This is a genomic window from Anaerolineae bacterium (assembly GCA_016931895.1).
GTDB lineage: Bacteria > Chloroflexota > Anaerolineae > 4572-78 > J111 > JAFGNV01.
The window spans coordinates 19,518-31,681 of sequence record JAFGDY010000018.1; the positions used below are offsets into that span (position 1 = coordinate 19,518).

At 55.5% G+C, this 12,164-nt stretch carries 12 protein-coding genes; 7 read left to right on the top strand and 5 right to left on the bottom strand.

Annotated features, from left to right (window positions below):
- Positions 1 to 382 precede the first annotated feature (382 nt).
- Together JW953_01695 and JW953_01700 are read right to left on the bottom strand one after the other, a co-directional pair.
- A complete protein-coding gene (locus tag JW953_01695; GenBank protein MBN1991387.1) occupies positions 383 to 1,528 on the bottom strand; it encodes a histidinol-phosphate aminotransferase family protein in 1,146 nt (381 codons plus the stop codon).
- Positions 1,529 to 1,602: 74 nt separating this feature from the next.
- Entirely contained in the window at positions 1,603 to 2,898 is a 1,296-nt protein-coding gene (locus JW953_01700; GenBank protein ID MBN1991388.1) for a hypothetical protein, read from the bottom strand.
- A gap of 451 nt (positions 2,899 to 3,349) precedes the next feature.
- Between JW953_01700 and JW953_01705 the strand changes: the two genes are divergently transcribed.
- The 7 genes from JW953_01705 (at position 3,350) to JW953_01735 (ending at position 10,520) form a co-directional block, all read left to right on the top strand.
- Positions 3,350 to 4,174 (top strand): Cof-type HAD-IIB family hydrolase, encoded by an 825-nt coding sequence (locus tag JW953_01705; protein MBN1991389.1) that lies wholly within the window; start codon positions 3,350 to 3,352, stop codon positions 4,172 to 4,174.
- A gap of 320 nt (positions 4,175 to 4,494) precedes the next feature.
- Positions 4,495 to 4,818, top strand: coding sequence for a hypothetical protein (locus JW953_01710; GenBank protein ID MBN1991390.1), 324 nt, complete (start codon positions 4,495 to 4,497; stop codon positions 4,816 to 4,818).
- Entirely contained in the window at positions 4,793 to 6,580 is a 1,788-nt protein-coding gene (locus JW953_01715; protein MBN1991391.1) for a hypothetical protein, read from the top strand. Before JW953_01710 ends, JW953_01715 begins: the two co-directional genes overlap by 26 nt.
- A 189-nt stretch (positions 6,581 to 6,769) precedes the next feature.
- A complete protein-coding gene (locus tag JW953_01720) occupies positions 6,770 to 7,057 on the top strand; it encodes a GIY-YIG nuclease family protein (GenBank protein ID MBN1991392.1) in 288 nt (95 codons plus the stop codon).
- A 227-nt stretch (positions 7,058 to 7,284) separates the two neighbouring features.
- Positions 7,285 to 7,716 carry a hypothetical protein gene (locus tag JW953_01725; protein ID MBN1991393.1) on the top strand — a complete coding sequence of 144 codons (432 nt, stop codon included), beginning with the start codon at positions 7,285 to 7,287 and terminating at the stop codon, positions 7,714 to 7,716.
- Positions 7,717 to 7,787: 71 nt separating this feature from the next.
- Complete coding sequence (locus JW953_01730) at positions 7,788 to 9,050, top strand: M3 family oligoendopeptidase (protein ID MBN1991394.1); 1,263 nt, start codon at positions 7,788 to 7,790, stop codon at positions 9,048 to 9,050.
- 12 nt (positions 9,051 to 9,062) lie between these two features.
- A complete protein-coding gene (locus tag JW953_01735) occupies positions 9,063 to 10,520 on the top strand; it encodes a tetratricopeptide repeat protein (protein MBN1991395.1) in 1,458 nt (485 codons plus the stop codon).
- A gap of 6 nt (positions 10,521 to 10,526) precedes the next feature.
- Here the strand turns inward: JW953_01735 and JW953_01740 are convergent, their stop codons facing one another.
- The 3 genes from JW953_01740 to JW953_01750 form a co-directional block, all read right to left on the bottom strand.
- Complete coding sequence (locus tag JW953_01740) at positions 10,527 to 10,940, bottom strand: PIN domain-containing protein (protein MBN1991396.1); 414 nt, start codon at positions 10,938 to 10,940, stop codon at positions 10,527 to 10,529.
- Positions 10,921 to 11,193 (bottom strand): hypothetical protein, encoded by a 273-nt coding sequence (locus JW953_01745; GenBank protein ID MBN1991397.1) that lies wholly within the window; start codon positions 11,191 to 11,193, stop codon positions 10,921 to 10,923. The genes JW953_01740 and JW953_01745 overlap by 20 nt, the downstream gene beginning before the upstream one ends.
- 99 nt (positions 11,194 to 11,292) lie before the next feature.
- Positions 11,293 to 12,111: a 2-dehydropantoate 2-reductase gene (locus JW953_01750; protein MBN1991398.1), complete on the bottom strand. Its 819-nt coding sequence runs from the start codon at positions 12,109 to 12,111 to the stop codon at positions 11,293 to 11,295.
- Between the last annotated feature and the right edge of the window lie 53 nt (positions 12,112 to 12,164).

Here is a 12,164-nt window from a genome sequence, read left to right on the forward strand (position 1 = left end):
GGGCCTTTGGCCGACCGGCCGCGTATAAACTACGGAGAAGCCGGTGTTTTTCTCCGTAAAATCCCCTCACCCTAATTTCTCAAAAATCCGAAACTTTTACGCTTCACAGTTGGGCTTGGTGCCTATATACTGAAAATTGGAATCCGCTACTCAAATTAACAAAACGTGGGGGATAGAAAATGGAGGTGGCTGGCGCAATTTATTTTTAAGCGGGCAACGCGCTTTTTATCTCAAGTGAACAACGCGATTTTTATTCAAACAAGCGCCGGCCACCTTATCCCTCACGCATCTTGAGTTGAGTTCTAAGCTTCTTGGGGCAGCAGCTTCAGAGCTAAAAATATATGAGTGAGGTTATACCCACCTCAAGCAAGACCTCTCAGATTTAACCTGAGGGGTCTTTTCTTGATGATGACGCCCTATCAAAATTTCCCATTGCTTCCACAAGTTTCTGATTGGCTGCCGCGCGGTGCGCAGCAAGGCGAATGTAGCCGGGCAGGCCAAACGAGGTGCAGTCGCGCACTAATAAACCCCGGGCTAACAGCTTGTTGCGGTAGCCAGGAGCATGGTCAACGGCAATTAGGGCAAAGGTGGTGGTAGTAGGATGAACAAAGAAGCCAATCCCGGCCAGGTTGGCCCACAGTTTGGCCGCATTTTGATGCAGCCGGGCCAGGCTTTGTTTTCGCCAGGTTATCACTTCAGAATGTAGAGCTGCTCTTCCGGCCACCTGGGCCAGGCTATTAACGCTCCACGGCAACTGTACGGCTTGCAGAATTTGAATAAGAGAGGGAGCAGCCACTGCATAACCCAAACGTAACCCGGCCAGGCTGTAATCTTTGGTCAAAGAGCGGAGTCTGATTACGTTTGGTTCTTCAGCGCAGCCCAAGTTATCCGCCGGCCCGGCTTTTTCATTTTTGACAAAATGCCGGTAAGCTTCATCAAACACCCACAAGGTTTTGTGGGCCGGGGCGGCGGACCGGAACTGAGCCAACTCAGCCGCAGACCAGTATTGGCCGGTGGGATTGTTGGGGTTGCAGAGCCATACCCCATCCGGCTGCAAACGGCGAATAGCGGCGGTCACTTCGTTGGCCTCAAGGCGCAAGTGATGCGTTGTTGAGGGCCGCTGCTCGTAGATGTTGCCCCCCATCAACTGAATGGCGCGGGTGTATTCGCCAAAGGTGGGGGATAAAATGAGGTGACGACTGCCGGGCTTGACAAAGGCCAGGGCAATCAGGTGGATCAACTCGGTGGCGCCGTTGCCGGGCAGGATATTGTCCGGCGGCATGTCATCAACCGCGGCAATGGCGGCCCGGAGGGCCAGGCAATCGCGGTCAGGATAGCGGCGAGCTATGGCCGGGTTGGCCGCGGCCTGGGTGATAGCCTGAAGCACCGCCGGATGAGGGCCATAGGGGTTACTGTTGGTGCTGAAATCAATTATATCATCCGGGTTTAAACCCAGGCGCTGCAACTCTTCATAATCACGCGCCCCGTGGATGGCCGGAGGCACAATAGTTGCGCGAGGAACGGGCATTTTTTATAAGACCGGTCAGGCAGATAAATAGAGAATGTTTGAATTATGGGCCTGGCAGGGAATTTGTCAAACTTTTAATTTCTAATATCTATTTCTGCATCGGCCAGCCATCCCAAATAATCCTGGTAACTGTTAAGCCAGCCAACGCGGTCAACAAACGCCTTGAGAGAAGGGCTGGCGGCCCGAAGCCGGCGCAATTGCGGCCCAATCGGGTCAACCGAGGTAGGGCTGAGAGCGTAGGAGCCGTGGAAGGCAAAATAAGCCTGGTTGAGTTTGCGCAGGTTATAACCCTGTTCCACCAATTTCAAACGTTCGGTTTCCATAAAGGTTTCAGCTTCTTCAATTTTTCCCTCGGCCAACAGCCGATCAACCTCCAGCCGGATACGACGCATGGCCAGGTGAAACGCTGAAGGTTTGGCCGGGGCAGGGAGGCCCGTGTTGTCGAGGGGAGGCAGCTTGTCTACCCAATTAGGGTAGAAACGGAGGATGACCTTGCGCCCAATTTCCTGGCCCATCATATCGGCGGTGGTTTCATTGATGGTCATGAGCCGGGGATGGGTTTGATAGCCCCAGGCCAGGTTGGTGGGGAAGGTAAAAAAATAGTTGTGCGTCCACTCGTGGGCAATGATTTCGGTTAAATAAACCAGGGAGGGATTGGTGATGACCATGGTGGGGTAACTGGCCAGGCCGCCGATGTTGGTGATGTAGCTGGAAATGTCGCCGCGCCGGTCAAGGGCGTTTTCAATGGCAAATCGTTGTTTATTGTCCAGGCCGGGCTGAAGGCCTAAAAAGTAGCGGTTTTCAATTTTGTCCCGGGGGGAGAGAATCAAGGCCGTAGGCGGTTCGATAAAACGAAACGCTACCGGAGGAAACACGGCAAAACCTTCTTCGCGTAGTATAATTTCGACCTGTTGAGCCAGGATCATTTCAACTTGGGGCGTGATGCTGGCCTGGGCCGATTTGAGATCGGTTAATTCTTGCTCAATGGCTGCGGCAAGCGGATTGGAGTTATTATTAGCCGCGTAAATACGGTTCAATTCGTACTCTAACTCGCGGAGGCGTTGTTCTTGATCCAAAAAACGTTGAACCAGGGCGCGCTGTTCGCTCTCCGTTCTCAAAGGAGCGGGGGTCAAACGGCGACCAATCTCACCAATCACGACGGTTGATTCCCAATCAACAAAATCAAATTGGTCACGGGCCGTAATTTCGTCAACTTGCGCCAGCAGGGCGTGGCTGGAAGGCGGCGCGGCGGCGGTTAGGCCAAAAAAGACAAACAGAAACAATAATAGCCGGACCAGGCGTTGTCGTCGCCGCAGGCGTTTGAACCGGGCTATAGCTTTGCGGTTTTGTTGGGTTGGTAGCCAGAGCATAAGGATGTTCAGAGTTACTATTTTATCATAGTTTGCCCGGTTTGGCTTAAGCAGAGATGAAAATAGAGTGGCCTTGTTAGAGTGATTGCCGCGCCAAAAAACCTTTGGGCCAAAAGTCCTATTATAGTTTTTTTGAACCTTCGTTAAGATGGGGGAGGGTAGAAAAAAGCTGAATCGGGTTTTCATTTCGCATAAGGTATCTTATGAGAAATGAAAACCGGGACATTTCGGTAAGAAAAAATAGCGGATTTTTGGAGAGCGGCTATTTACCTGGCCATGTCATTCTGAAGCCATAAGGCCGAAGAATCTCCATGCGGCCCTGCTTTGCTTTGTTTTTGGTATCCTGTATGGAGATTCTTCGCTCAGAATGACATGGCCTGAACAGCTACTTTTGTGATTGGTGGTGAGCAGAAGGAGGAGACCGTCAATAGGCTATACGAAGTTTTTTGAGATGAATTATAAGATGCCCGCTTACAAGCTTCTTGTGCTCGATGTGGATGGAACTTTGATTGGCCCGGGAGTTTATCCCAGTCCTCGCGTGGTCAAGGCGATTGCCCGGGCAAAAGCCAAAGGGGTGACGGTAGTCTTGGGCACAGGCCGGGCCAGTGAAGCCTGTTACCATCTCTTAAAACATCTTGGCCTGGATAAAGTGCACATCTTTTTTGACGGCGCGGCGGTGGTTGATTGGCCCAGCAACGATATTATTTTTTTGCAATCGTTGCCGCCGCACGCCGGCCAACATTTGATAGAACTGGCCCGTGAAAATGATCTATTCCTGGAAATCTACGCCCACGATTTTTACTTTATTGAACGTAACGGCCATCTGGCCGCGCACCAGTGTGAAAAATTACAAATTACCCCCCTGGTAACAGATTTGATGAGCCTGGTGGGGCGTATTAAAATTGTCAAAGGGCAACTCCTGGCTTCCACGCCCCAAGAAGAGCAGCGAGCGCGGCTGGTTTCGCAGGAGATGGAAAAATTGTGCAAAATGTCGTGGAGCCTGGACCCCAGCAATAACATCTATTTTGTCAACGCCATTTCTCGTTCAGTTTCCAAAGGCGACAGCCTGCGTAGTGTAGCCGATTATCTGGGCCTCTGTCTCAACCAGGTCATGGCAATAGGCGACTCCTTTAATGACCTCCCTGTTTTTGAAGTGGCCGGCTTTAGCGTGGCCATGGGCAATGCCCCCGAAGAATTAAAAAAATTGGCCGATTGGGTAGCCCCGCCGGTGGAAAAAGATGGCGTGGCCGTGGCCATAGAAGAGCTTATTCTATAGCCCCCCCTCATATCATTTCGAGCGCAGCGAGAAATCTCCTTAACACCGCGTTATATGAAAGAGATTTCTCGGCCTATGGCCTCGAAATGACATGTCTGCCTCATGTCATTGAAATGACATGCCTGCCTCATGTCATTTCGAGCGCAGCGAGAAATCTCCTTAACGCCGCGTTATTTGAAAGAGATTTCTCGGCCTGCGGCCTCGAAATGACACAAACCAGGCGGCCTTGAAATGACATAAAATTGAAATTAAGCTTTGATTTCCCCCTCCCCTGTGTTATAATGGACAAAAATCTCCCCACCAACTGCCGGAGGCGACCTATGAGTTTTACTCTCATTATAATTATGGTTGTAGCGTTGTTGATTATCCTGATTGCCGGTGTGGCCTGGTTGGTTTACCGGGCCGGTTTCCGCGTAACCGGGGCCAAGGTTAAAACGCCGGTGCTGGAAGCCGACCTGGCCCGCCCCCCGGCCGGCGTTTCAACGGCCCCTGCTCCGGCCGGCCCGGTCATTACGCAAAAAGCCGGCGAAGCCGGAAAAATCACAAAGTCCGGCATCTCCGCCCCGGCCGATGCCGCCGCCCACATTGAGCAGCAGGCCACCGACAAGGGACAAATCAATGACAGCCCCATCAACCTTACCTGATGACCTGCCCTTTCGCCTGCGCCACTTTACCAACCGCCAAAGCGCCCTGGCCGCCTTTGACGCCCTCTGGCCCGGCGACGGGACCTGGACCCTGGCCTTTGACGGACTGAGCGGCAACGGCAAAAGCACCCTCATTGACTTTTTAATTGAAACCCGCTGCAAGCCCTCCGCCTGGCCCTGGGCCATTTTGGACTTTGAAGGCAGCCGGGGCTTCGCCTTTCGCGCCGATTGGCTGGCCCTGCTGGATGCCCTGGCCGAACAATGGCATTTAAGCCAGCACCCGGCTTACTGCGGCCCGCGCCAAAGCGCCTGGGAGCAATACCAGGCCGCGCAGCGGGTGGTGCAAATTCAAATCCAGCAGCAGGCCGAGCGCCGGGGCCGGATTGAGGCCAGCCCCATCACCATTGACGCCGGCCCGGCCCACAGCCAGGCCCTGCGCCAGGCCAACGCCCAGGCCCGCGCCGCCGCCGCCGCCGCTTTGTTAAACGCCGCCGCCTCTGTTTACGCCAACCAACCCCTGGCCCTCTTTATGGACACCTACGAACTCATGGCCGAAGGCAGCGACAAAGAGTACGAAGGCTGGCTCTGGGCCTGGTTATCCGCCGCCGCCGGCCGCCTGCCCGGCCTGCGGGTGATTGTGGGCAGCCGCCGGCCTTTAACCGGCCTCAACCAACGCGACCGGCGGCAGGAAGAATTGCCGGAATTTGACCGCCCCCACAGCGACGAGCTGCTGCAAAAACTGGGCGTGGATGACCCCGCCTGGCGCGCCGCCGTGTTTGACCGCCTGGCCCTGGGCCACCCCCTGCTCACCGAAATGGCCGCTAACCTGTGGGACGAAGCCCGCCGCAGCGGCCAACCCCTGCCCGCCGCCGCCAACATCCCCCGCCTGGCCGGGCAGGAAACAGCCGTTGACTGGCTGGCCGGACGCATCCTGGACCGCCTGGTTGACCCCCTCAAAAGCGCGGTGCGCTGGGCCGCCCTGCTGCGCCGTTTTGACCGGGAGATTTTGGCCGAAGCCCTGCCCCCCGACGCCGGCCGCTTGAGCGACGACGAGTACGAGCGGCTGCGCCGCTACAGCTTTGTGGCCCCGGCCCGGCTGGGGCCGGGCTACGCCTGCCACAATTTGCTGCGCCGGGTGCAAAACGCCCACCTGGCCAATAACCAGCCCCAGGCCCAGGCCAACTTTCACCGCCGCGCCGCCGCCTGTTTTGCCGCCCGGCCCAACGGCCGGCTTGAAACCCTTTACCACCGCCTGATGGCCGGCGACGAGGCCGCGCCGGAAGAGTGGTCAAAGCAGGTTCACGCCGCCTACTTGCGCCTGGAATGGCCGCTCTGGTCCGCCCTGCTGGAGATTGTGGACAGCCCGGAATTGGCTTGCGCCCCGCCCTTGCAGGCCGACGCCCATTTCTGGCGCGGCCAATGGCATAAATGGCGCTACGAAAACGACGCGGCCCTGGCATCCTACGCCGCCGCCCTGGCCCTGTTCCGGCAGGTGGGCGCGAAATTGGGCGAAGCCAACGTGCTATTAGCCATGGTTCCTTATTTGGATGAATCTGTGAGGGTTTTTGGGGAAGAAATCTCACTATACGAAGCTATTGGCGACCGTTATAGCCTGGCGCGCGGTTTGTATTATCAGGGGGGCTGGCTGCTCAACCAGGGCCGGCCCGACGAAGCCCGGCCGGTTCTGGAACGAAGCCGGGACATCTTTATCTCGATTGGCCTGCCCGAAGCGGCGGCCATTGTGGAAAAGGCGCTGTCATAGCCAGTGTCATTAAGGTGTTGTCCTCCAAAGAAGATTTCTCGGCCTGTGGCCTCGAAGCCGTCATGTCATTTCGAGCGCAGCGAGAAATCCCCTTAACGCCGCGTCATCCAAAGGAGATTTCTCGGCCTATGGCCTCGAAATGACATGCTTGCGCCAATGACATGAGCCAAAATGAGTCACTCCGTAAAAATGAAACAATACTACGTTTACATCATGACCAGTTTTATGGGAACGCTTTATGTGGGGATGACCGATAATCTCTGCCGGCGCGTTTACGAGCACAAAAACAAGCTTATTGAGGGATTTACCAAAAAGTATAACATCACCCGCCTGGTTTATTTTGAAGAAACCGGCGATGTTAAAACCGCCTTCAGCCGCGAAAAAGAAATCAAAAAATGGCGTAGGAGCAAAAAAGTCGCTTTGATTGAATCTCGTAATCCCAAATGGCAGGATTTAAGCGAAGGATGGTATGATTAACCGCACCTGTCGTTTCGGGTGTAATGTAACTGCCTGCGGCCTCGAAGCCGGCATGTCATTTCGACCGAAGGGAGAAATCTTCTCAAAGCCGTGCCATCCGAAGGAGATTTCTCGGCCTGCGGCCTCGAAATGACATGAGTCAGAGTGCCATCCGCAGGAGATTTCTCGGCCTACGGCCTCGAAATGACATGAGCCGGCATATTTATACAAAAAGAAAGGATTATTCAATGCCTTACCCCCAAACCCGTTGGTCTTTAGCGGCAATTTTGCCCGCCCCCGCCGGAGCCGAAGTTGACCGGCTTGTTGAAGAGTTAGAAACAACCACCGCCGCCCTCGAAGCCATGCGCCCTGTTCTCTCGCCCGATATAACCGGCCAAGATTTTGCCAAGGCCCTGGCTCACCTGGAAACAATTGCCCAAATCGCTTCCCGGTTGGGCAGTTATGGCCCGCTCTGGTTTGCCGAAGACACCCAAAACCAGGACGCCCTGGCCTTTATGGGCCGCATGGACGAATTGCTGGCCGAAGCGCAAAACCGGACCCTCTTTTTTAATTTGTGGTGGAAAGAGCTTGACGAGCAAAACGCCGCCCGCCTGCTGGCTTCCGCGGACGACCCGCGGTATTACCTGGAAAAGGAACGCCTTTTTAAAGCGCACACCTGACCGAGCCGGAGGAAAAGATCATCAACCTCAAAGACATCAACGGCATCGAGGCTGTTGTAACCCTGTACGATATGATCACCAATAAATTTGTCTTCAACTTAGAAGTGGAAGGCCAGAAAAAACAGTTGACCCGCGATGAATTGGCCGTTTACGTGCGCAATCCGTCGCCGGAAATACGCGCCGCCGCCTACCGGGAACTGTTCCGTGTTTACGGCCAGGAAGCCTCGGTGTTGGCTCAAATTTATATGCACCGGGTGCGCGATGGAGCCACCGAAAATCTTAAACTGCGCCGGTTTGCCGCGCCCATTGCCGCCCGCAATCTGGACAATGATATTCCCGATCAGGTGGTAGACACCTTACTGGAGGTCTGCGCCGAGCAAGCGCCCGTTTTCCACCGCTATTTCAAACTCAAAGCCGGTTGGCTCAACCTGCCCAAACTGCGCCGGTACGATCTATACGCCCCGCTTAACCAAAAGTCCGATAAAAAGATTGCCTATAGCGAGGCCGTAGAAATGGCGCTGGATAGTCTCAATAAATTCTCTGCCCCGGTGGCTGCCCTGGCCAAACGGGTATTTGACGAGAGCCACATTGACGCCGAAATTCGTCCCGGCAAACGCGGCGGGGCCTTCTGCGCCAGCATTTTGCCGGGAATGACGCCCTTTGTTCTGGCCAACTACACCGGCGAGCCGCGCGAGGTGGCTACCCTGGCCCACGAATTGGGCCACGCCATTCACGCCCTGCTGGCCGCCGACCACTCTGCGCTTACGTTCCACTCCGCCTTACCTATGGCCGAAACAGCCTCGGTGTTTGCGGAAATGCTGCTCACCGACCGTCTCCTGGCCGAAGAAAACGACCCCGAGGTACGGCGCGACATCCTGGCCGAGGCCATTGACGACGCCTACGCCACCATCTTACGCCAGGCTTATTTTGTTATTTTTGAGCGCGACGCCCACCAGATGGTCGCCGCCGGCCAAACTCCGGCCAAACTAAACCAACACTACCTGGCCAACCTGGCCCAACAATTTGGCGACTCCATAGAAGTTAGCGACGATTTCCAACACGAGTGGATTTGTATTCCCCACATCTACCACACCCCGTTTTACTGTTACGCCTACAGTTTTGGGCAATTGCTGTCTTTATCGCTGTACCAACAATACAAACAAGAAGGGCCTGGCTTTACGCCCAAACTGCTCAAAATCCTGGCCTATGGCGGTTCGGCCAGCCCCAACCACATTTTAAGCGAAGCCGGGATCAACATGGCCGACCCCGAATTTTGGCGAGGCGGATTCAAGGTGATTGAGGGCATGGTTGATGAGTTAAGCCGGTACCAATAATCCGAACCTGTTATGCGTCATTTTGTTGTGGTGATTTTATTGGCCTCCCTGCTCCTGGTCGCTGCCTGCACCTTAACGCCACAGGCAGCGCGGGAACCGCTTTCCGCTTTTACGGCCAGGGCGCAGCCCCTGCTGGCCGAGCAGCGTTACACCGAAGCCGCGGCCGTTCTGGAACAAGCCGCCCAGGTTCACCCGGAAGCTCCCACCCCTCTGCTTCAGTTGGGCCGGCTTTATTTGATCCAGCGCCGCTGGTTGCTGGCCGAAGACGCCTTTAACCGCGCCCTGGCCCGGGACCTGGACAATACCCAGGCCATGGCCGGCCTGGCCGAAGCCCTCCTCCGGCAAGGCCGTTTTACCGAGGCTCACCGTTGGTGGCAGCAGGCCGCCGGCCTGGCCCCAAAACAACCCGGCGTTTTTACCGGCCTGGGCCGGACTTATCTCCAACTATACAACCTTGAGGCGGCTCAAGCCGCTTTTTCTGAACAACAAGCCCGCGTTTTTGACCCGGCCGCAGCCTGGTATCTGGCCGCTTTGGCCGCGCCGCTTGACCGGCCGGCCGCGCTCAATTATCTACACACTATTCCCGCCAATGCCCCCCCTGCCCTGCTGGCCCAACGGGATTACCTTTTAAAAACCCTGGCCCCCTTCACCAACGCCTCGCCTCAGGCAGAGGTGGCCCAGGCCGGCGGGATCGCTTTGGCCCAAATAGAACAGTGGCCTTTAGCCATTCATGCCCTGAACGTCGCCCTGGCCCAAACCGGTCCTTCCCTTTCGGCTACAGACCGGGCTGAAACCCTGGCTTTTTTGGGGTATGCCTCGGCCCAGGCCGGGCGCCCGGCGCTGGACCTGTTTGACCAGGCTCGCCAGGCTGACGCCGATTTGGCGCTGCCGTCCTATTTTGAGGGTCTCTACCTCCGCCAGCAAGGGGCGCTGCAAGCAGCGGAGGCATCATTTAAGCAGGCTCTCCAATTAGACCCGCAAAATCCGGCCTTGTATGTGGAAATGGCCTCTACCAAAGCCGCCCAGGGCGATCTGTTGGCGGCTGAACTGTGGCACCTGGCCGCCGTTGAAGTTGCGGAAGATGATTTTCCCTTTCAACTGCTTTTACTCAAATTTTACGCCGGGCAAAATTATGCCATGCGTGAAGCGGGGATACCACTGGCCGAGGAGATGATTGAAACCAACTCCCAGCATGCCGGGCATGCCGAGATATACGACCTGTTAGGCTGGATGCAATTTTTAACCGAAACGGCAGATGGCGGAGAAGAGGCCTTGCGGCAAGCCCTGGCCCTGGACCCCGGCCTGAGCAGCGCCCATTACCACCTGGCCCGTCTCCTGGAGGCCAGGGGCCAACCTTACCTGGCCCGGCAGGAGTATCAACGGGTAGTTGACCTGGACACGGGAGGCAATTTGAGAGACCGGGCCTTGAAAGATTTGTTGCGCCTGCCCCAGGCCGGTGCTTCAGAATAAGATTTTTTATGGCAAAATCTCAAAACAATCGCAGTGGTTTGGTTGAATGGAACGGAAATTACGGGGAGCAATGGTCAAGATACGGTGAATTTTAAGCCGTTCGGCTACAGCCACCAGCGAGGCGTCTACAAAATCCAGCTTGAGGTCGGCGTATTGGTCCACAAGTTCATAGATCCGGGTCAGGTCACTTTTGCTGATGACCTCGATTTGGATGGGGCTGTCTTGGAGTTGATGGACAAAGTAACGCACCTGCACGTGCCCCAAACGAGCCTGGAGCAAGTAGGTCACTTCTTCCAGCACGGTGGTTGGCAAAAAAAGATCGTCCGTTAAATTGGCCAGCAGGCCGACCACCTGAATGTGATTCTTGTCGCCCCGGTCAATAGTGGCATACAAAAAGCTGCTATCTACGAGCGCCTTCATGCATAGTGCCGTGGTGTTTCTGGATAATGGCGTCGGCTACAACGACCCGCACATTTTCGGAAGTATCGTTTGGCCCAGAATCGAACATGCCCGCGATGGAGAGCAAAAAATCGGTGCCGCTTTGCTCTTGCGCCTGGTTGACAATATACTGCTCCAGGATTTTGTTAATGAGTGATTCCAGGGTCATCCGCCGCCTGCTGGCCAAAAAGGCCACTCTTTGGGCAATATCCTCACGAATATTTACGCTCTTCATTTATTTTTCCTCCACCCATTGTTTGACTTTGACTGACTATTATCATTATAATCGCCTGGCCCGGCTGGTCAAATTATGATCCCCCTGAAAAAACAGGGGTTATCCCCTGCCGTCCAAAAACTTTAACTGCCGGTACAGCATTTCCAAACAAGGCATGGCCAGCCCGGCCTGTTGCGCCAGGGTGAACGGAACCCCAAAAATGGCTTCCACTTCCAGAGGACGGCCGGCATCGTAATCCAGTTTCATGCTGGTGTGGTAGTGCCGCATGCGCATGGTGGCATCTATCATTTCCTGGATAAAAGCGGGCGGAATGTGCCGCCGATGCACAACCTCGGCTGCGGCCAGCACCTCTTGCATCAGGGTAACGGCCAGGGCGCGGGTCTGTTTGTGGTCCACCATCTCGTTGGTTTGGGCGTTAAGCACCACCGAGAGGCCGTTGAAGGGGATATTCCAGACCAGTTTTTTCCAGCGGGCGACCAGCAAATCCTCGGCCAGCACAATGGCCACGCCCGCTTGTTCAAAATCGGCGCCCAGGCAACGCAGCGGTTTGGTCAGGCCGGCCGGGGTTTGGTTGGCGGTGTATTGGGCCAGAGTAATCTGGCCGTAATCAAGATGGCAAACGTGCCCCGGCCCCACCTTATTGGAACACACAAAACATAACCCCCCAAAAATACGCCCCGGGCCAACAATGGCTGCCGCGGCCTCTTCCCCGCCCAGGCCGTTTTGCAGCATCACTACCAGGCTATCTGTTTTGACCACCGGCGGCAGCAATTCCGGCAGCAGGTGATTTTGGGTGGTTTTTAAGGCCACCAGCACCACGTCGCAAGGCGGCATGTTCTCAGCCCGACGATAAACATTAACCTGGGGCAAGTCAATATCTCCATAAACAGACTCAGTAGATCCAAATTTGGTCAAAATTCATATACCTAAAGGAGCGACATCAGCAGAGATAAACGAGACAACCCCATAGA

Coding starts and splice junctions, on each gene's coding strand:
- JW953_01735 (MBN1991395.1), top strand. CDS start 9,063: ATGCGTCATTTTGTTGTGGTGATTTTATTGGCCTCCCTGCTCCTGGTC.
- JW953_01745 (MBN1991397.1), bottom strand. CDS start 11,193: ATGAAGAGCGTAAATATTCGTGAGGATATTGCCCAAAGAGTGGCCTTT.
- JW953_01705 (MBN1991389.1), top strand. CDS start 3,350: ATGAATTATAAGATGCCCGCTTACAAGCTTCTTGTGCTCGATGTGGAT.
- JW953_01730 (MBN1991394.1), top strand. CDS start 7,788: ATGATCACCAATAAATTTGTCTTCAACTTAGAAGTGGAAGGCCAGAAA.
- JW953_01725 (MBN1991393.1), top strand. CDS start 7,285: ATGCCTTACCCCCAAACCCGTTGGTCTTTAGCGGCAATTTTGCCCGCC.
- JW953_01695 (MBN1991387.1), bottom strand. CDS start 1,528: ATGCCCGTTCCTCGCGCAACTATTGTGCCTCCGGCCATCCACGGGGCG.
- JW953_01700 (MBN1991388.1), bottom strand. CDS start 2,898: ATGCTCTGGCTACCAACCCAACAAAACCGCAAAGCTATAGCCCGGTTC.
- JW953_01710 (MBN1991390.1), top strand. CDS start 4,495: ATGAGTTTTACTCTCATTATAATTATGGTTGTAGCGTTGTTGATTATC.
- JW953_01720 (MBN1991392.1), top strand. CDS start 6,770: ATGAAACAATACTACGTTTACATCATGACCAGTTTTATGGGAACGCTT.
- JW953_01740 (MBN1991396.1), bottom strand. CDS start 10,940: ATGAAGGCGCTCGTAGATAGCAGCTTTTTGTATGCCACTATTGACCGG.
- JW953_01715 (MBN1991391.1), top strand. CDS start 4,793: ATGACAGCCCCATCAACCTTACCTGATGACCTGCCCTTTCGCCTGCGC.